This is a genomic window from Streptomyces sp. A18 (genome assembly GCF_059026065.1).
In genome coordinates, this window is sequence record NZ_JBWLKL010000002.1 from 284,998 (window position 1) to 302,995 (window position 17,998).

Annotated in this window: 15 protein-coding genes and 1 pseudogene; 11 read left to right on the forward strand and 5 right to left on the reverse strand. The window is 69.5% G+C overall.

Translation table 11 applies throughout. The features are described 5' to 3' along the window. The first annotated feature begins 136 nt into the window (after positions 1 to 136). From AC5P1C_RS04075 to AC5P1C_RS04085, 3 genes are all read left to right on the forward strand, one after another. Complete coding sequence (locus AC5P1C_RS04075) at positions 137 to 1,537, forward strand: VWA domain-containing protein (protein WP_493864260.1); 1,401 nt, start codon at positions 137 to 139, stop codon at positions 1,535 to 1,537. A 111-nt stretch (positions 1,538 to 1,648) separates the two neighbouring features. After that, on the forward strand, positions 1,649 to 3,283 hold the full coding sequence (gene metG, locus AC5P1C_RS04080) for a methionine--tRNA ligase (RefSeq protein ID WP_493864261.1): 1,635 nt from the start codon (positions 1,649 to 1,651) through the stop codon (positions 3,281 to 3,283). 186 nt (positions 3,284 to 3,469) lie between these two features. Then, complete coding sequence (locus AC5P1C_RS04085; protein ID WP_493864262.1) at positions 3,470 to 3,655, forward strand: hypothetical protein; 186 nt, start codon at positions 3,470 to 3,472, stop codon at positions 3,653 to 3,655. 87 nt (positions 3,656 to 3,742) lie between these two features. On the opposite strand, the gene AC5P1C_RS04090 is transcribed toward AC5P1C_RS04085, so the two are convergent. Beyond that, positions 3,743 to 4,357, reverse strand: a complete 615-nt coding sequence (locus AC5P1C_RS04090; RefSeq protein ID WP_493864263.1) for a TetR/AcrR family transcriptional regulator — start codon at positions 4,355 to 4,357, stop codon at positions 3,743 to 3,745. A 174-nt stretch (positions 4,358 to 4,531) separates the two neighbouring features. Here AC5P1C_RS04090 and AC5P1C_RS04095 point away from each other — a divergent pair, with 174 nt between their 5' ends. The 3 genes and pseudogenes from AC5P1C_RS04095 to AC5P1C_RS04105 all read left to right on the forward strand — a co-directional run. Then, a complete protein-coding gene (locus tag AC5P1C_RS04095) occupies positions 4,532 to 5,437 on the forward strand; it encodes an NAD(P)-dependent oxidoreductase (protein WP_493864264.1) in 906 nt (301 codons plus the stop codon). A gap of 40 nt (positions 5,438 to 5,477) precedes the next feature. Beyond that, a complete protein-coding gene (locus tag AC5P1C_RS04100; protein ID WP_493864265.1) occupies positions 5,478 to 6,044 on the forward strand; it encodes a DinB family protein in 567 nt (188 codons plus the stop codon). A 28-nt stretch (positions 6,045 to 6,072) separates the two neighbouring features. Beyond that, positions 6,073 to 6,678 (forward strand): annotated as a pseudogene (locus tag AC5P1C_RS04105) (SRPBCC family protein); the annotation flags it as partial. 81 nt (positions 6,679 to 6,759) lie between these two features. Here the strand turns inward: AC5P1C_RS04105 and aspS are convergent. Next, positions 6,760 to 8,544: an aspartate--tRNA ligase gene (gene aspS, locus AC5P1C_RS04110; protein WP_493864266.1), complete on the reverse strand. Its 1,785-nt coding sequence runs from the start codon at positions 8,542 to 8,544 to the stop codon at positions 6,760 to 6,762. A 164-nt stretch (positions 8,545 to 8,708) separates the two neighbouring features. Between aspS and AC5P1C_RS04115 the strand changes: the two genes are divergently transcribed. After that, a complete protein-coding gene (locus AC5P1C_RS04115; protein WP_493864267.1) occupies positions 8,709 to 10,907 on the forward strand; it encodes a SpoIIE family protein phosphatase in 2,199 nt (732 codons plus the stop codon). Here the strand turns inward: AC5P1C_RS04115 and AC5P1C_RS04120 are convergent. The 3 genes from AC5P1C_RS04120 to AC5P1C_RS04130 all read right to left on the reverse strand — a co-directional run bounded on the left by AC5P1C_RS04120 (position 10,847) and on the right by AC5P1C_RS04130 (position 13,538). Next, positions 10,847 to 11,926: an AI-2E family transporter gene (locus tag AC5P1C_RS04120; protein ID WP_493864268.1), complete on the reverse strand. Its 1,080-nt coding sequence runs from the start codon at positions 11,924 to 11,926 to the stop codon at positions 10,847 to 10,849. The genes AC5P1C_RS04115 and AC5P1C_RS04120 overlap by 61 nt on opposite strands. A 46-nt stretch (positions 11,927 to 11,972) precedes the next feature. Beyond that, positions 11,973 to 12,929: a pirin family protein gene (locus AC5P1C_RS04125; protein ID WP_493864269.1), complete on the reverse strand. Its 957-nt coding sequence runs from the start codon at positions 12,927 to 12,929 to the stop codon at positions 11,973 to 11,975. 120 nt (positions 12,930 to 13,049) lie between these two features. After that, the gene (locus AC5P1C_RS04130) at positions 13,050 to 13,538 is read right to left on the reverse strand and encodes an SseB family protein (RefSeq protein ID WP_493864270.1); all 489 of its coding nucleotides are present in this window, start codon (positions 13,536 to 13,538) and stop codon (positions 13,050 to 13,052) included. A 157-nt stretch (positions 13,539 to 13,695) separates the two neighbouring features. Between AC5P1C_RS04130 and AC5P1C_RS04135 the strand changes: the two genes are divergently transcribed. From AC5P1C_RS04135 to AC5P1C_RS04150, 4 genes are all read left to right on the forward strand, one after another. Beyond that, entirely contained in the window at positions 13,696 to 15,522 is a 1,827-nt protein-coding gene (locus AC5P1C_RS04135; RefSeq protein WP_493864271.1) for an acyl-CoA dehydrogenase, read from the forward strand. Between the two features lie 146 nt (positions 15,523 to 15,668). Next, positions 15,669 to 16,973, forward strand: a complete 1,305-nt coding sequence (locus AC5P1C_RS04140) for a M18 family aminopeptidase (RefSeq protein WP_493864272.1) — start codon at positions 15,669 to 15,671, stop codon at positions 16,971 to 16,973. 103 nt (positions 16,974 to 17,076) lie between these two features. Continuing rightward, positions 17,077 to 17,304: a DUF6458 family protein gene (locus tag AC5P1C_RS04145; RefSeq protein WP_493864273.1), complete on the forward strand. Its 228-nt coding sequence runs from the start codon at positions 17,077 to 17,079 to the stop codon at positions 17,302 to 17,304. 83 nt (positions 17,305 to 17,387) lie between these two features. Next, positions 17,388 to 17,885: an LURP-one-related/scramblase family protein gene (locus AC5P1C_RS04150; RefSeq protein WP_493864274.1), complete on the forward strand. Its 498-nt coding sequence runs from the start codon at positions 17,388 to 17,390 to the stop codon at positions 17,883 to 17,885. The last annotated feature ends 113 nt before the right edge of the window (positions 17,886 to 17,998 follow it).

The following is a 17,998-nucleotide window of genomic DNA, read 5'->3' on the forward strand; positions in this document are numbered from 1 at the left end:
GCGTGTGCGCGGTAAGGGTGATGGTGGAGGGGCGGTGGGGCGACCCTCACGAAGATCGCGTATTGCGACGGCTAACCTTACGTGTCCGCCCTGGCCAGGGGTTATCGGGAATCAACTCACGCGAAGGGGTGCACCCATGGGCATTCTGAGTGTCCTGCGGAATGCGTTCGGACGGTCTTCACGCAAGGGGGATCAGGCTCCGGAGCCTGAGGCGGTGTCCTCGGAGGCTCCGGTCGCCGAGGCCCCGGAGACTGCGGGGGCCCCGGAGGCCGCGGAGGCTGCCGCCTCCGCGTCGGTGCCGTCGCCCTCGTCCGAGCGGGTGCCTCCGGCGGCCGAGCCGAAGGCGACGGTCCCGGGACCGTCGTCCGAGCCTTCGCCTTCGGCGGTGGACGATCTCGTCGCCGCGGCGTTCGACCGGGACCGCGTGACGGTACCGGCACCTTCGCCGGAGCGGGATCTGGCTCCTGAGCCCGAGACCGAAGCTGCCGCCCCGGAACCCGAGGCCGAGGCCGAGCCGGTTGTCGCCGACGCCGCTGACACGGAACCGTCAGTTGTGCCCACGCCTCCCGCCGAGCGGGACGATTGCCCACCACAGGAAGCCCCCGAAGCCCCCGCAGCCCCCGCAGCCCCTGAGCCGGTCGACGAGCCCGCTGCCGTGGCCGCGCCCGAAGCCGAGCAGGACGAGGAGTCCGCCGCTGTGGGCAATCGTCCCGCTGGGCGATCGGGGTCTCCCCTGGTCGAGCGGAGCCGAGAGCTCGGGGAAGGGTGGGCACAGCCCTCGACGCCGGGTGCCGATGAAGCGCCGGAAGTACACGTGACCCCGGCGGAGCCCGAAGCTCCCGCGGCCGGAGAGGCCGAGGGCGCCCCCGCCAAGGGAAAGCCCGCCCTCTCCGCGGCCAAGGTGAAGAACCGGGCCCCGGCGCTGGCCACCGCGTACAAGGCCGCCGGCCAGGCCCTGCAGAAGCGGGAGCTCACCGGGGTCCGCGCCCCCGTGTACCTCGTACTCGACCGCTCCGGGTCCATGCGCTCGTACTACAAGGACGGCTCCGCCCAGAGCCTGGGCGAGCAGGTCCTCGCACTCGCCGCGCACACGGACCCCGAAGCCTCCGTGCACGTCGTCTTCTTCTCGACGGACATCGACGGCACCGGCACCCTCACCCTCCCCGAGCACGAGGGCCGTATCGACGAGCTGCACGCGGCGGCGGGCCGCATGGGCCGCACCAGCTACCACCGCGCGATCGAAGAGGTCGTGTCCCACTACGAGAAGTCGGACCACAAGGGGAGCCCCGCCCTCGTCGTCTTCCAGACGGACGGCCCCCCGGACGCCAAGGGCCCCGCGACCCAGGCCCTCGCGGACGCGGCCAAGCACCCGCTCTTCTTCCAGTTCGTCGCCTTCGGCGAGCACGAGGCGAAGGGCTTCGACTACCTCCGCAAGCTGAAGGCGGAGAACGCCGCCTTCTTCCACGCGGGCCCCACCCCCCGCGAGCTCACGGACACGGAGCTGTACGAGGGCCTGCTGGCTGCCTGGCGCCCCTGACGCCCCTGACGCCCCTGACGCCATGGGGTGGGCCCTCCGGGGTCCACCCCATGGGTCCACCCCATGGAATCGATGTGAATCGCTCGCTCCGGGGCCGTTAGGATTTCGACCATGGCGGCCACTGGATCCGAGAAGCAGGGGACGAGCGAAGGCGCAAAGGCGTACTACGTATCGACCCCCATTTACTACGTCAACGACGCTCCTCACCTGGGCCACGCCTACACGACCGTTGCAGGGGACGTGCTCACGCGCTGGCACCGTCAGCGCGGCGAGAAGGTGTGGTACCTCACCGGCACGGACGAGCACGGTCAGAAGATCATGCGCACTGCCGAGGCGAACAACGTCACGCCCCAGGCGTGGTGCGACAAGCTCGTGGACGAGGCCTGGCGGCCTCTCTGGGAGCACCTGAACATCGGGAACGACGACTTCATCCGCACCACGGAGAAGCGCCACACGGACCGCGTCCAGGAGTTCGTCCAGGATCTCTACGAGAAGGGCGAGATCTACAAGGGCGGCTACGAAGGCCCGTACTGCGTGGGCTGCGAGGAGTACAAGCTCCCCGGCGACCTGATCGACGGCGAGGCCGGGAGCGAGTTCGAGGGCCAGAAGCTCTGCCCGATCCACAAGAAGCCGGTGGAGCTCCTCAAGGAGGAGAACTACTTCTTCAAGCTGAGCGAGTACGGCCCCAAGCTCCTCGAGCACTACGCGGCGAACCCGGACTTCATCCAGCCCGAGTCGGCGCGCAACGAAGTCGTGAACTTCGTCAAGCAGGGCCTGCAGGACCTCTCCATCTCGCGCTCGACGTTCGACTGGGGCGTCAAGGTCCCGTGGGACGACAAGCACGTCATCTACGTCTGGGTCGACGCGCTCCTCAACTACGCCACGGCCGTCGGCTACGGCGCGGACGAGGAAAAGTTCAAGTCAACCTTCCCCGCCGACGTCCACCTGGTCGGCAAGGACATCCTGCGCTTCCACGCGGTCATCTGGCCCGCGATGCTGATGGCGCAGGGTCTGCCGCTGCCGGGCCGCATCGCGGCGAACGGCTGGCTGATGGTCGGCGGCGAGAAGATGTCGAAGTCGAACCTGACGGGCATCAAGCCGCAGGACCTCACGTCGCACTTCGGTGTGGACGCGTACCGCTGGTACTTCCTGCGTGCCATCGCCTTCGGCCAGGACGGCTCGTTCTCGTGGGAGGACTTCAGCGCCCGCTACACGAGCGAACTCGCGAACGACTACGGAAACCTCGCGTCACGCGTGGCGGCCATGGTCGGGAAGTACTTCGGCGGCGCGCTTCCCGAGGCGACGGCCGTGGGCGCGGCCGAGCAGGCGGTGCAGGAGGGTCTGGCCAAGGCGGTCGCGGCGGCCGACCTGAAGATCGGCGAGGAGCTGGACTTCCAGGCCGGCATTCTTGCGGTCTTCGCGTTCGTCAAGCAGGTCAACGGCTACATCACGGAGCAGGAGCCGTGGAAGGTGGCCAAGGACGAGTCCCCGGAGGGCCAGGCCCGCCTGGCGACGATCCTCTACACGGCGGCCGAGTCGCTGCGCGCGGTGGCCGTCCTGCTGAACTCGATCATGCCGGAGACCTCGCAGAAGCTGTGGGACTCGCTCGGCGCCGAGGCCTCGCTGGGCGCGCTCGCCGAGCAGCGGGTCCAGGACGCGGCTGCGTGGGGGCAGCTGCCGGTGGGTGCGACGGTGACGAAGGGTGCGGTGCTCTTCCCGCGCCTGGAGGAGACAAAGCAGTCATAAGCCGTCGGACCGCCGTCCCGACCGGTGCTGCACTGTCCTGAACTGTCTTGAAGGGGCTCGCGATTGAACTCGCGGGCCCCTTCTTCTTGCCCAACTTGGCTGATTCATGCGGGTCAAATAGCGATACCGATCACATTCGACCAGAACTCACGCCGTCTTCACATCTTCGTACGTACGCTTCACTGTATGACCACGACTCCCGGCACCCCCGACCGGCCGCGCCCAGCGGCCGAGGTGAACGAGGAGATACGTTCGCTCTGGCTGCGCACAGGCGGGTATCTCCGCCCCGAACAGCACAAGGAGTACGAACGCCTGGTGGCGGAGTGGGCAGAGGCCACCGCCGCGACGGCGACGCCTACGCCGGCGCTTTGAGCCGACCGGCCGCTTGAGCCCGCCCGATACCGCCTGAGCCGATCGAGCACTGCGCGTCCGTAGTCGGTCACCGCGTGAAATCTTGGACTACCGCCCGGCAGCGACCGGTTCCACCTCGTACGACCCCACGAGCCGTGCCAGCTGACGCCCCACCGCCCGCAGCGGCTCCTCGCTGCGGTTGACCTGGGCGGTCACCTCGGCGCCCTCCAGCGCACTGATCACCGTGGTCGCAAGCTCCCGGGCGTCCGGCGCGGCGAAGCCGGAGCCGAGCAGCTTCTCCTCCACGAGCCGCTCCCAACGCGCGAGCGCGGCAGCGCACACCCGCTGGATCTCCGAGTCCGTGCCCAGCGTCTCCAGGGCCGCGGCGGTGACGGGGCAACCGTCGACCCAGCCCGACTCCCGCAGCCCCACGGCGAGTTCCACCGCGCAGGCCTCGATCGCGTCGCCGGGGTCGTCGGCCGTGGTCAGCGCTTCGCGCAGCAGCACGGCGAACTCCTCGCCGCTGTGCGTGATCGCGGCCACCGCGACGGCTTCCTTGCCGCCGGGGAAGAAGTGGTAGACGGAGCCGAGGGTGGCCTCCGCCTCCTTCGCGATCTGCTTGATGCCGGTACCGACGTACCCCTGGCGCTGCAGGAGCCGGGCGGCGGCGATGACGATGCGGTCGCGGGTGCCGACGGTCGCGGGGGAGGGGGTCTGAGCCATGGCGCCAGCGTACCTCCGGGATTAATTAGAGCGCTCGTTCCAGAGTCGTGCTACGTTCTCCCCGCGCACTAGATAGAGCGATCGTTCTAGTCCGATCGGCCTGGCCCAGCCCGGCCCAATCCAGTCCAGCCCGGCCCAATCCAGCCCGGCCCAATCCAGTCCAGGAGGACCCACATGAACGCCACCCCTGCCATCCCTGCCACCTCTGCCACCCCTCCCACTCCTGTCACCCTCATCGGCCTCGGCCCCATGGGCCACGCGATGGCCACGGCCCTGCTCGACAAGGGGCACCAGGTCACCCTCTGGAACCGCACCGCGTCCCGCGCGGACGACTTGGTGGAGCGCGGCGCGATTCTCGCCGCGACGCCCGAAGAGGCCGTCGCCGCCAACGAGTTGGTGATCCTGAGCCTCACGGACTACGCCGCGATGTACGCCGTCCTCGAACCGGCGGCAGCCGCCCTCTCCGGCCGAGTGATCGTCAACCTCAGCTCGGACACCCCGAAGAAGGCCCGTGAGGCGGCGGCCTGGGTCGCCGGGCACGGCGCCGCCCACCTCACCGGCGGCGTACTCGCCCCGCCCCACGGCATCGGAAAGTCCGAGTTCTCGACGTTCTACAGCGGCCCGCGCGAGGCCTACGACAAGCACCGCCCGACGCTGGAGGTCCTGACGGGCGAGACGGACTACCGGGGCGAGGACGCGGGCGTCGCGGCGCTGATGTACCAGCTCAACATGGTCATCTTCTGGACGAGCATCTCCAGCTACTGGTACGCGGTCGCCCTCGCGAAGGCCAACGGCCTGTCGGCGACGGACATCCTCCCGTACGCCTCGGAGAACATGACCGGGATGCCGGAGTTCCTGTCCTTCTACGCGCCACGCATCGACGCGGGCAACCACGAGGGGGACGTGGATCGCCTGGCGATGGGCCTGGCCAGCATGGAACACGTGGTGGACACCCACACGGACTCGGGCGTGGACGCCGCACTGCCGTCGGCGGTGGCGGACCTGTTCCGACGCGGGATGGAGGCGGGTCACGCGGCGGACAGCTTCTCCAGCATCGTGAAGCTGCTGGAGAACCGCTGAGCGGGCGGGATTGTCAGTGCCCGCTGTCAGAATCGCGCGCATGACTGACACCGGCAGTGCTGCGACCCCCGCAAAGCCCCTTCAATACTCGCCCCGTTGGCGCGACGACACCCGGGAGGTTCCGCCGAATACCGGCGGCGAGCGGGAGGCGTTGACCAGCACTCTGGACTGGCACCGGGCGACCTTCGAGCTCAAGTGCGCGGGGCTGACGCAGGAGCAGCTCTCGGAGCGTGCCGCGCCTCCGTCCGGGTTGTCGCTGCACGGCATCGTGCGGCACCTGGCGGGCGTGGAGCGCTGGTGGTTCCGGATCCAACTGACGGGTGAGGACGTGCCGTTGCTGTACTACTCCGACGAGGACCCGGAGCAGGACTTCGACGACCTGGCCGGCGACGCGAGGGAAGCCTTCACGGTGTGGCACGCGGAGTGCGAGCGGTCCCGGCAGATCGTGGCGGCGGCGGAATCCCTGGACGTGACAGGCACGCGCAAGGCGACAGGTGAGCCGATCTCGCTGCGCAGGATCCTGATCGACATGATCGCGGAGTACGCCCGCCACAACGGGCACGCGGATCTCCTGAGGGAGCGGATCGACGGGGCCACGGGGATGTAGGCCCGGCTCCCCTGCTTCGACCAGCTGCTCGGTGCGGCGAGGGCACGAAAAGCTCCACCACCTGAATCCCGTGCCGCCGCACGAGTTCCAGGAGCGATGGATCGACCAGTTCGAGCACCCACGGCTGCGAACGCTCAGCGCACTGAAACAACAGGCGGAGGCTGCCATGACCACGAAGCCGACGTACGTCTACGTCACGTACATCGAGAGCACCCCGGCGAAGGCCTGGCACGCCCTCACCGACGCCGATCTGACGGCGGCGTACTGGGGCCACGCCAACGTCTCCGACTGGCAGCAGGGCTCGTCCTGGGAACACCGCCGCACGGACGGCTCGGGCATCGCGGACGTGGTGGGCGAGGTGGTCGAGAGCACGCCGCCCACCCACCTGGTGACGACGTGGGCGGACCCGAACGAAGCCCCCGGCTCCGCCGAGCCCTCCCAGGTCACCTTCGACATCGAGCCGTACGGCGAAATCGTCCGCCTCACGGTGACCCACGAGAACCTGGCGAGCGAGAAGGAAAGGGAGGACGTCGGGGCGGGCCGGCCGGCCGTCCTCTCCAACCTGAAGTCCCTCCTGGAGACGGGCTCCCCGCTCCCCGAGGCACCGTGGCTGGTCCCGACCGACTCGAAGTGAGCCCGACCGCTCACGAGGTACGCACGGCGAAGGGCCCGGAACGGTTTCGTTCCGGGCCCTTCGACTCGACTGCCGTCGGCGCTACTTGTCCGTCTCACCCTTGCCGGAGGCGACCGGCTTGCGCAGCGAGATGTTCAGCTCGCGCAGACGCGACTCCTCCAGCTCGGAGGGCGCGCCCATCATCAGGTCCTGCGCGTTGCCGTTCAGCGGGAACGCGATCGTCTCGCGGATGTTCGGCTCGTCCGCGAGGAGCATGACGATGCGGTCGACGCCGGGGGCGATTCCGCCGTGCGGCGGGGCGCCGAGGCGGAAGGCGCGGAGCATGCCCGCGAACTCCCGCTCCACCGTCTCCGCTTCGTAGCCCGCGATCGCGAAGGCCTTCAGCATGACCTCGGGCTCGTGGTTACGGATGGCGCCGGATGACAGCTCGATGCCGTTGCAGACGATGTCGTACTGCCAGGCCAGGATGTCGAGGGGGTCCTTCTCCTCCAGGTCCTTCATGCCGCCCTGGGGCATCGAGAAGGGGTTGTGGGAGAAGTCGATCTTGCCGGTGTCCTCGTCCTTCTCGTACATCGGGAAGTCGACGATCCAGCAGAAGCGGAAGACGCCCTCTTCGAAGTGGCCCGCACGCTTGGCCGCCTCGACGCGCACCGCGCTCATGATCTTCGAGACCTCGTCGAACTCACCCGCGCCGAAGAAGACCGCGTGGCCGGGGGCCAGGGAGAGGCGCTTCGTGAGCTCCTCCACGTTCGCCTCCGTCAGGAACTTCGCGATCGGGCCCGTCAGCGAGCCGTCCTCGGCCACGCGCACCCAGGCAAGGCCCTTCGCGCCCTGCTCGACCGCGTAGTCACCGAGGCCGTCGAAGAACTTGCGGGACTGCGACGCCGTGTCCGGCACCGGCAGTGCGCGCACGTGCTTGCCCGCGAACGCCTTGAACTCGGAGTCCGCGAAGATGTCCGTGATGTCGGTCAGCTCGAGCTTCGCGCGCAGGTCCGGCTTGTCGTTGCCGTACTTCAGCATGGACTCGCGGAACGGGATGCGCGGGAAGGGGGAGGTCACCTCGCGGCCACCCCCGTACTCCGTGAAGATCTCCGTCATGAGCTTCTCGATGGGCTGGAAGACGTCTTCCTGCTCCACGAAGCTCATCTCGACGTCGAGCTGGTAGAACTCGCCCGGCGAGCGGTCCGCGCGCGCGTCCTCGTCGCGGAAGCACGGCGCGATCTGGAAGTAGCGGTCGAAGCCCGAGATCATGAGCAGCTGCTTGAACTGCTGCGGGGCCTGCGGCAGCGCGTAGAACTTGCCCGGGTTCAGGCGGGACGGGACGACGAAGTCGCGGGCGCCCTCGGGGGACGTCGCGGCGAGGATCGGCGTCGCCATCTCGTTGAAGCCGAGGGCCACCATCTTCGAGCGGATCGACGCGATCACGGACGAGCGCAGCATGATGTTGCGGTGCATGCGCTCGCGGCGCAGGTCCAGGAAGCGGTACTCCAGCCGACGCTCTTCGTTCACGCCGTCGTCCGCGTTGATCGTGAAGGGGATCTGCTGGGCGGCGCCGAGCACCTCGACCTCGGCGGCCTCGATCTCGACCTCGCCGGTGGGCAGCTCGGGGTTCACGTTCTCCGCGCCGCGCGAGACGACCTTGCCGTCGATCCGGACGACCGTCTCCTTGGAGAGCTTGTCGAGCGTCTCGGCGGCGGCCGTGCCGGGGCGGGCCACCAGCTGCGTGATGCCGTAGTGGTCGCGCAGATCGATGAAGAGGATGCCACCCAGGTCTCGGCGATTGTGCAGCCAGCCGCTCAGCCGGACGTCGGAGCCGACGTCAGAGGCGCGGAGCTCGCCGCAGGTGTGGGACCTGTACCGATGCATCTTCGTTCATCCAGTCTTCGCGAATAGGGGAGAGAGCAGACAGTCCCCAAGGCTACCGTCCGGGCGGAGATCGCTTTCCGGATTACTTCGCGGATCACTCCCGGAGCGCTCCCGGCCACCCCCGGCGGTGGCGACTTGTCCATCGATCTTCCTAAAGTGGGTCAATGCGCTCCGACGATCCCCTGCAGCAGGCGGGGGACGAACCCCTGCCTCCCGTACGGGACGTCCTGGCCGCCATCGCCACCGGCCTGTGGCGATGGGACAACACGTCCGGCACCGTCACGCTCGACGCCGAGGCGGCCCGGCTCCTCGGACTTCCCGCACGCCCCCAGACCCTCACCGAGGCGGCCGTCCGCTCCCGCTTCCACCCCGTCGACTGGAACGAGATCGACGGCATCGTCCAGCTCGCCGTCGCCGAGGGCACCCTCGCCGAGGCCAGGCTGCGGATCATGGATGAGCAGGGCCGCCGCGTGCTGCGCATCGTGCGCAGCCGCTCGAAGCCGATCGTGGACGAGGCCACGCACTCGTACGAGCTCATCGGCACCCTGCAGGAGGTCACCGAGCCCCCGCCGGGCGCCGCCGCCCGCAGCCCGGTCACCGGCGACTGGCGGCGCTCCCGCGAGGCCTTCCTGCTCGACGCCGGGCGTGCGCTCGCCGAGGCACGGTCGACGGAGGAGGTGCTCCGGGTCGCGGGCGGGCTCTCCATGCCGGGGTTCTCGCCGGACGGGCTCGGTGTCTTCGGGGTCGAGGGCGACCGGCTCAAGGTCATCGGGCACCACGGACACCAGCCGGGGGACGACCTGCCGTTCTCGGCGATGCCCCTGGACACGGACTACCCGGCCGCCGAGGTGGTCCGCACGGGCCGCGCGGTCTATCTCTCCTCACCCGAGGAGTACCACCGCCGCTACCCCGCCACCTGGCCCCTTGCCCGCCCCTTCGAGCGGCAGTCCTGGGCGTTCCTGCCGCTGACCGTCGCGGGCCGCACGATGGGCGCGTGGCTCGCCGCCTTCGCCTACCCGGTCTCGTTCACTCCGGACGAGCGCTCCGTCCTGACGACGGTGGCCCGGATGCTGGCCCAGGCCCTGTCGCGGGCCGGGGTCGCCGAGTCGGAGCGGGAGCTGACGGAGGGTCTTCAGCGCTCGATGCTGCCGCTGCTCGGGCCGCGCATCCCGGGGATGAGCGTGGCCGCACGGTATGTGCCGACCGGCGGCGGACTCCAGGTGGGCGGCGACTGGTACGACATGATCCCGCTGCCCAACGGCCGCATCGCCTTCGTCATCGGCGACGTACAGGGGCATGACGTGCGCGCGGCCGGGCTCATGGGCCAGCTGCGGATCGCCCTGCGCGCCTACGCTTCCGAGGGCCACCGCCCGGACGCCGTGCTCTCCCGGGCGACCCGCTTCCTGTCGGGCATCACGGACGGCATCACGATCGGCTCGGACGGCGATGCCGGGGGCGATCCCGCCGACCCCCGCTTCGCCACCTGCCTCTACGTGGAGGCCGACCCGGCCACCGGCGTCCTGGAGATCGCCCGCGCGGGCCACCCGGAGCCGGCGATACGGATGAGCGACGGAACGGTCCTGCTGCGCCCCACGGCGGGCGGCCTGCCGCTCGGCATCGACCCGGACGCGGACTACCCCACGACCCGCCTCGTCCTGGAGGCCGGCGAGACGATGCTGGTCTGCACGGACGGCCTCATCGAGACCGGCGGCCACGACCTGGACAGCGGCTGGAAGCGGATCCGCAAGATCCTGGAGGAGTACGGGGGAGACGGCGACGACGGCCTGGAGGAGCTCGCCGACACCCTCGTGCAGGCCGTCCACGGGCCGTCGTCGCACCAGAACACGGGCCCGCTCGTGGACCGCCGCGAGGACGACATAGCGGTCCTGCTGCTCCGCAGGGCAGGACACCCCGCCCACCGCACGCCCGCCCGCCGCACCGTCCTGACGGTCGCACAGGCCGAGCCGGAGCGGATCGCGGGGGCGCGGCGCCATGTGCGGGAGCTGCTGCACGACTGGGCCGACCCCGACCAGATCGACTCGGCGGTCCTGATGGTCTCCGAGATGATCACGAACGTACTCGTGCACACGGACGGCGACGCCCTGCTGGTCGCCGAGGTCATCGGGGAGCCCGGCTCGCGCCGCATGCGGGCCGAGGTCTCGGACGGCAGCGACGACCTGCCGCACAAGCGCCACCCCGGTGAACTGGCTTCGTCCGGGCGGGGGTTGGTCCTGATGGAGCTGCTCGCCGACGAGTGGGGGGTGGACCCCAGGGGCGAGGGCAAGAGCATCTGGTTCGAGCTCTACGAGGGCGCCGCGGGCTCAGGCGATTCCGCACCCGAGCCCGTATCAGGGCCCGAGTAGCGCCCCCTCAGCTCCGAGATCACCCCGAAGGCCGCCGCCGTCACCGGCACGGCGAGCAGCATGCCGAGAATCCCCGCCACGGACGCGCCTGCGGTAATCGCCAGCATCACGACCGCCGGATGCATCTGCACGGTCCGCGACTGGATCACCGGCTGAAGGACGTGCCCCTCAAGAACCTGCACGGCGAGTACGACACCCAGTGCCCACAGCGCGATGACGAAGCCGCGGTCGGCGAGCGCGACGAGGACGGCGACGGCGCCGGAGATGAACGCACCCAGATACGGGATGTAGGCGCCGATGAACACGAGCGCGCCGAGGCCCCACGCCCCCGGCACCCGCAGGATCAGGAGCCCGACGGTGATGCAGATGGCGTCGATCAGCGCGATGAACGTCGTGCCGCGCATGAAGCCCTCGACGGCCTCGAAGGCGCGTCGGCCCATCGCCTCGACGGTGTCCGCGGTGCCGCGCGGGGCGAGGGAGCGCATGGAGCCCATGGCCCGGTCGGAGTCGCGCAGGAAGAAGAAGACAAGAAGGAGCGCGAGGACGGCCATGGCGATCATCTCGCCGACGACGCTGAGCCCGCTGATCACTCCGGACGCGGCGGATCCGCCGAACTTGCCCAGCAGTTCCTTGGCGTTGGACGCCATGTCGTCCAGGGAGGTCCCCGCGGCGCCGAAGTGCTCGGTGAGGTCGGTGGCGGCCTGCTTCAGGGAGGCGACGATCTGGTCGCCGGTGTCGATCAGGGCCTTGGCCACGATGTAGACGGCGCCGCCGACGACCGCGACGACGACCGCGCAGGTGAGCCCGGCGGCCAGCGACCGCTGCACCTTCATCTTCAGGAGCCAGCGGTAGACGGGCCCAAGGAGCGCCGTGCCGAGCAGGGCGAGCAGCACCGGCGTGACGGCCGTCTTGAAGGTGACGAACAGCCAGATGGCCACGGCGGCCACGCCGGCGACGAGCAGGAGGACGGCGCACCAGGCGGCGGTACGGCGTACGGGCTCGGGCAGAAGGGTGCTCACCCTCCTACCCGAGCACGGGCCGTCCGACCCCGCACGTTATGTGCGTCTACATGCCGTGCACGGCCGGGACCGTGCCGAGCAGGCCCTTCTGGAAGTCCTCGAACGCCTGCTGCAGCTCGGCCTGACTGTTCATCACGAACGGTCCGTAGTGCGCCATCGGCTCACGGATCGGCTGCCCGCCGAGCAGTACGACCTCCAGGTCGGGGGTGTGCCCGTCCTGCTTCTCGTCCGCGCGGACGGTCAGCGAGCCGCCGGCGCCGAAGACCGCCGTCTGGCCCATGTGCACCGGGCGGCGCTCGGCACCGACCGTGCCGCGCCCGGCGAGGACGTACGCGAGGCCGTTGAAGTCCTCGCGCCAGGGCAGCGTGACCTCGGCACCGGGGCGCACGGTCGCGTGGATCATCGTGATCGGCGTGTGCGTGATGCCGGGGCCGTCGTGTCCGTCGAGCTCACCTGCGATGACGCGCAGGAGCGCGCCGCCGTCGGGGGTGGTCAGGAGCTGCACCTGGCCGCCACGGATGTCCTGGTAGCGGGGGTCCATCATCTTGTCCTTGGCGGGCAGGTTCACCCACAGCTGGAGGCCGTGGAAGAGGCCGCCGGACTGGACGAGGGACTCCGGGGGCGCCTCGATGTGCAGGAGGCCGCTGCCTGCGGTCATCCACTGGGTGTCGCCGTTCTGGATGGTGCCGCCGCCACCGTTCGAGTCCTGGTGCACGAAGGTCCCGTCGATCAGGTACGTGACGGTCTCGAAGCCGCGGTGCGGGTGCCAGGGCGTGCCCTTGGGCTCCCCTGCTCCGTACTCCACCTCTCCCATCTGGTCCATCATGATGAACGGGTCGAGGTACTTGTAGTTGATCCCCGCGAACGCCCGGCGCACCGGGAAGCCCTCGCCCTCGAAACCGCTTGGCGCGGTCGTGACGGCGAGCACGGGGCGGGCCACGGCGTCGCCGGACGCGGCCACGCGGGGCAGGGTCAGCGGGTTCTCCACGGTCACAGCGGGCATGTCGTGCCTCCTTCTTCGTACGTCCACTTTAGTTGAACGTAGAACTTCTTGCCACCGGGAACGCGAGACGCCCGGAGGGAATTCCCTCCGGGCGTCGTGACCCTGTGACCCGCGGTGGCGCTAGCCGTACATCCGGCGCATGGCGAAGTCGACCATCTGCTCGACGGCCTTGGCGTCGAAGACCATGCGGTGCTCGCCCTCCATGTCGAGGACGAAGCCGTACCCGGTGGGGAGCAGGTCGATGACCTCCGCCCCGGTGATCACGAAGCACTTGGACTCCTTGCCCGCGTAACGGCGCAGCTCCTTGAGCGACGTGAACATCGGGATCACGGGCTGCTGGGTGTTGTGCAGAGCGAGGAAGCCGGGGTTGTCGCCGCGCGGGCAGTAGACCTTCGACGTGGCGAAGGCCTGCTGGAAGTCCTCGGCGGACATGGAGCCCGTGGTGAAGGCGCGCACCGCGTCCGCGAGCGACGGGGGCGACGGCTCGGGGTAGAGCGGAGGCTGCTGGGCATACCCGCCCGCCGCGCCCGGCATCTGCTGCGGCGGCTGCTGCGCCCCGGGCGGGGCGTACTGCTGTTGGGCGCCAGGGCTCTGGTCGTAGCCGTACATGTCCGCAAGAGTACTGAGCCCGCGCGAGTGCCCGCACGAGTACTGAGTCACAGATGACCTATTAGGGGTTGCTTCTTATTACCGGCGGGTAGCATCATCGTAGCTACTTGCTGGTACTGATCCCGTTGATCCCTTTTCTGCTTACGGAGCCGTCGCCATGGGGCACTACAAGTCGAATCTCCGCGACATCGAGTTCAACCTCTTCGAGGTGCTCGGACGCGACAAGCTGTACGGCACCGGCCCGTTCGCGGAGATGGACGTCGACACCGCCAAGAGCATCCTCGACGAGCTGCGCCGCCTCGCCGAGAACGAGCTGGCGGAGTCCTTCGAGGACGCCGACCGCAACCCGCCGGTCTTCGACCCGGCGACCAACACCGCTCCCGTACCCGCGTCCTTCAAGAAGAGCTACCAGGCCTTCATGGACTCCGAGTACTGGCGCCTGGGCCTGCCCGAGGAGATCGGTGGCACCACGTCGCCGCGCTCCCTGATCTGGGCGTACGCGGAACTGCTGCTCGGCGCCAACCCGGCCGTGTGGATGTACTCCTCCGGTCCGGCGTTCGCGGGCATCCTGCACGACGAGGGCAACGAGGCGCAGAAGAAGATCGCCGCGATCGCCGTCGAGAAGCAGTGGGGCTCGACGATGGTCCTGACCGAGCCGGACGCCGGTTCGGACGTGGGCGCCGGCCGCACGAAGGCCGTCAAGCAGGAGGACGGCTCGTGGCACATCGAGGGCGTGAAGCGCTTCATCACGTCCGGTGAGCACGACATGTCGGAGAACATCCTCCACTACGTCCTCGCCCGTCCCGAGGGCCACGGCCCCGGCACGAAGGGCCTCTCGCTCTTCCTCGTCCCGAAGTACGAGTTCGACTGGGAGACCGGCGAGCTGGGCGAGCGCAACGGCGTGTACGCCACGAACGTCGAGCACAAGATGGGCCTCAAGGCGTCCAACACGTGCGAGATGACGTTCGGCGACCAGCACCCCGCCAAGGGCTGGCTGATCGGCGACAAGCACGACGGCATCCGCCAGATGTTCATGATCATCGAGTTCGCCCGCATGATGGTCGGCACGAAGGCCATCGCGACGCTCTCGACGGGTTACCTGAACGCCCTGGAGTACGCCAAGGAGCGCGTGCAGGGCCCGGACCTCGCCCAGTTCATGGACAAGACGGCGCCGAAGGTCACCATCACGCACCACCCGGACGTACGCCGCTCGCTGATGACGCAGAAGGCGTACGCGGAGGGCATGCGCGCCCTGGTCCTGCACACCGCGGCCGTCCAGGACGACATCCAGATCAAGGAGGCGGCGGGCGAGGACGCGTCGGCGCTGATCGCCCTGAACGACCTCCTCCTGCCGATCGTCAAGGGCTACGGCTCGGAGAAGTCCTACGAGCAGCTGGCGCAGTCGCTCCAGACGTTCGGCGGCTCGGGGTACCTCCAGGAGTACCCGATCGAGCAGTACATCCGTGACGCGAAGATCGACACCCTCTACGAGGGCACGACGGCGATCCAGGGCCAGGACTACTTCTTCCGGAAGATCGTCCGCAACCAGGGCGCCGCGCTGAACGGCCTTGCCGAGGAGATCAAGAAGTTCCTCGCGGTGGGCACGGGCGGCGAGAGCCTGGCCGGGGCCCGCGAGGAGCTGGCCAAGGCCGCGGTCGAGCTGGAGGCCATCGTCGGCGTCATGCTGACGGACCTCGCGGCCACGGAGTCGGACGTCAAGTCCATCTACAAGGTGGGCCTCAACACGACCCGCCTCCTGATGGTCTCGGGCGACGTCGTCGTCGGCTACCTGCTGCTTCGGGGTGCGGCGGTGGCAGCCGAGAAGCTGGAGACGGCCTCCGCCAAGGACAAGGCCTTCTACGAGGGCAAGATCGCCGCGGCCAAGTTCTTCGCCGCGAACGTCCTGCCGGGCGTCGCGGCCGAGCGGAAGCTCGCCGAGGGCGTCGACCTGGACCTCATGGAACTGGACGAGGCGGCGTTCTAGCCTCCACAGCACTCCAGGGTGGCCCGCTCCCGGTTCGGGGGGCGGGCCACTGTCGTTCCTGGACCCCCGGTCGCGGGCACGTCACGTACAGAACCTCCCAGAAAAGGCCGCCCTCGCCCCGGGGGACCGCTAGCTAGGCTGGAAGCATGAGCACACCTGCCCGCTTCGACCGCGGCCACTCCGACGATCTACTGACCTTCCTGGCGGCAAGCCCCTCGCCGTACCACGCAGTGGCGAGCGCCGCGGAACGGCTGGAGAAGGCCGGTTTCCGGCAGGTCGAGGAGACCGACGCCTGGGACGGGTCGACCGGCGGGAAGTATGTGCAGCGCGGCGGCGCGATCGTCGCCTGGTTCGTCCCCGAAGGGGCGGCCGCGCACACCCCGTACCGCGTCGTCGGTGCCCACACCGACTCCCCGAACCTCCGCGTCAAGCCGAAGCCCGACGCGGGCGCGCACGGCTGGCGGCAGGTGGCGGTCGAGATCTACGGCGGGCCGCTGCTCAACTCCTGGCTCGACCGCGACCTCGGCCTCGCGGGCAGGCTCTCGCTGCGGGACGGCTCGACGCGGCTCGTGAACATCGACCGGGCGCTGCTGCGCGTCCCCCAGCTTGCGATCCACATGGACCGCGGAGTCGTCGCCGACGGCCTCAAGCTCGACAAGCAGAAGCACATGCAGCCCATCTGGGGCCTCGGCGACGACGTGCGCGAGGGCGACCTGATCCAGTTCCTGGAGGAGGAGGCCGGGCTCGCCTCCGGCGACGTCACCGGCTGGGACCTGATGACGCACCCCATCGAGGCGCCCTCCTACCTCGGCCGCGACCGCGACCTCATCGCGGGCCCCCGCATGGACAACCTGCTCTCCGTGCACGCCTGTACGGCCGCGCTCGCCGCCGTCGCCACCGCGGACGACGCGGGATCCCTCCCGTACATCCCCGTACTCGCCGCCTTCGACCATGAGGAGAACGGCTCGCAGTCCGACACGGGCGCCGACGGCCCGCTGCTCGGCAGCGTCCTCGAGCGGTCCGTGTTCGCCCGCGGCGGCACGTACGAGGACAGGGCCCGCGCCTTCGCAGGCACCATCTGCCTCTCCTCCGACACGGGCCACGCCGTGCACCCCAACTACGCGGAGCGGCACGACCCCACGCACCACCCGCGCGCCAACGGCGGCCCGATCCTCAAGGTCAACGTCAACAACCGGTACGCCACGGACGGCGCGGGACGTGCCGTGTTCGCCGCCGCCTGCGAGAAGGCCGGCGTGCCCTTCCAGAGCTTCGTCTCGAACAACGCGATGCCCTGCGGCACGACGATCGGGCCGATCACCGCGGCCCGGCACGGCATCAAGACCGTCGACATCGGCGTCGCGATCCTCTCGATGCACAGCGTGCGCGAGCTGTGCGGGGCGGACGATCCGCACCTGCTGGCCAACGCGCTGGTGGCGTTCCTCGAAGGGTGAGCTCAGCTGAACTCCGTTGGCCGAGCGCTGGTTTCCGCCTCTCCGTGTGATCGCGGTGCGCCTGGGTACCCGGCTGCACACACGACTTAGGGAGGCGGTCCACATGGGCCTGGGCGGATGCATCATTCTGATCGCCGCGGGCGCCATCCTCACGTTCGCCACCGACTGGGAGATGGAAGGCATCAATCTCACCGTCACCGGCCTGATCATGATGGCCGTGGGTGTGATCGGTGTCGCCGCGTTCACCAACGCACGCCGCAAGACGGTCGTGCCGCCGGGTGCGACCGTGGTCGAGACGGACGACGAACACCACCACGGGCACCGCTACTGACGGGCGGTACCCGCCCCACGCGTGACCGGGCCCGGCAGCCGCCTTCCATGGCTGCCGGGCCGTCACGGGGTAGTCATGACCCCATGAGACTTCTTGTACGCGACCGGCTGCTCGGCATCGGCGACGACTACTGGATCGAGGACGACCAGGGTCAGAAGGTCTTCCTCGTCGACGGCAAGGCGATGCGCCTGCGCGAGACCTTCGAGCTGAAGGACATGCAGGGCCGGGTCCTCATCGACATCCGCGCCAAGATGCTGGCGCTGCGCGACACGATGGTGATCGAGCGGGACGGCGACGCACTGGCCACGGTCAAGCGCAAACGCCTCTCGCTGCTGCGCAACCACTACCGGGTGCATCTGGTCGACGGCACCGAACTCGACGTGAGCGGCAAGATCCTGGACCGCGAGTTCGCCATCGAGTACGACGGCGAACTCCTGGCCGACATCTCCCGCCGCTGGTTCCGGGTCCGCGACACCTACGGCCTCCACATCACCCGGGACGACGCCGACGCGTCCCTGCTCCTGGCGGTAGCGGTCTGCGTGATCCGCCTGGCGGAGAAGGAACGCGGCGACGACGACTGACCCGGCCGCGCTGCTGTGGCAGGCGTTCCGCAGGGCGATGGGGGTCCCCGCTCGAGCGCAGCCGAGAGTGGGGGAGGGTGGGGGGAGGGTGGGCACAGCGCCAACGCCGCGGG

Bases quoted from the DNA above. Each gene is read 5' to 3' on its own strand.
- AC5P1C_RS04145 (WP_493864273.1), top strand. From the start codon at position 17,077: ATGGGCCTGGGCGGATGCATCATTCTGATCGCCGCGGGCGCCATCCTC.
- metG (WP_493864261.1), top strand. From the start codon at position 1,649: ATGGCGGCCACTGGATCCGAGAAGCAGGGGACGAGCGAAGGCGCAAAG.
- AC5P1C_RS04135 (WP_493864271.1), top strand. From the start codon at position 13,696: ATGGGGCACTACAAGTCGAATCTCCGCGACATCGAGTTCAACCTCTTC.
- AC5P1C_RS04140 (WP_493864272.1), top strand. From the start codon at position 15,669: ATGAGCACACCTGCCCGCTTCGACCGCGGCCACTCCGACGATCTACTG.
- AC5P1C_RS04075 (WP_493864260.1), top strand. From the start codon at position 137: ATGGGCATTCTGAGTGTCCTGCGGAATGCGTTCGGACGGTCTTCACGC.
- AC5P1C_RS04085 (WP_493864262.1), top strand. From the start codon at position 3,470: ATGACCACGACTCCCGGCACCCCCGACCGGCCGCGCCCAGCGGCCGAG.
- AC5P1C_RS04125 (WP_493864269.1), bottom strand. From the start codon at position 12,929: ATGCCCGCTGTGACCGTGGAGAACCCGCTGACCCTGCCCCGCGTGGCC.
- AC5P1C_RS04095 (WP_493864264.1), top strand. From the start codon at position 4,532: ATGAACGCCACCCCTGCCATCCCTGCCACCTCTGCCACCCCTCCCACT.
- AC5P1C_RS04100 (WP_493864265.1), top strand. From the start codon at position 5,478: ATGACTGACACCGGCAGTGCTGCGACCCCCGCAAAGCCCCTTCAATAC.
- AC5P1C_RS04150 (WP_493864274.1), top strand. From the start codon at position 17,388: ATGAGACTTCTTGTACGCGACCGGCTGCTCGGCATCGGCGACGACTAC.
- AC5P1C_RS04130 (WP_493864270.1), bottom strand. From the start codon at position 13,538: ATGTACGGCTACGACCAGAGCCCTGGCGCCCAACAGCAGTACGCCCCG.
- aspS (WP_493864266.1), bottom strand. From the start codon at position 8,544: ATGCATCGGTACAGGTCCCACACCTGCGGCGAGCTCCGCGCCTCTGAC.
- AC5P1C_RS04090 (WP_493864263.1), bottom strand. From the start codon at position 4,357: ATGGCTCAGACCCCCTCCCCCGCGACCGTCGGCACCCGCGACCGCATC.
- AC5P1C_RS04115 (WP_493864267.1), top strand. From the start codon at position 8,709: ATGCGCTCCGACGATCCCCTGCAGCAGGCGGGGGACGAACCCCTGCCT.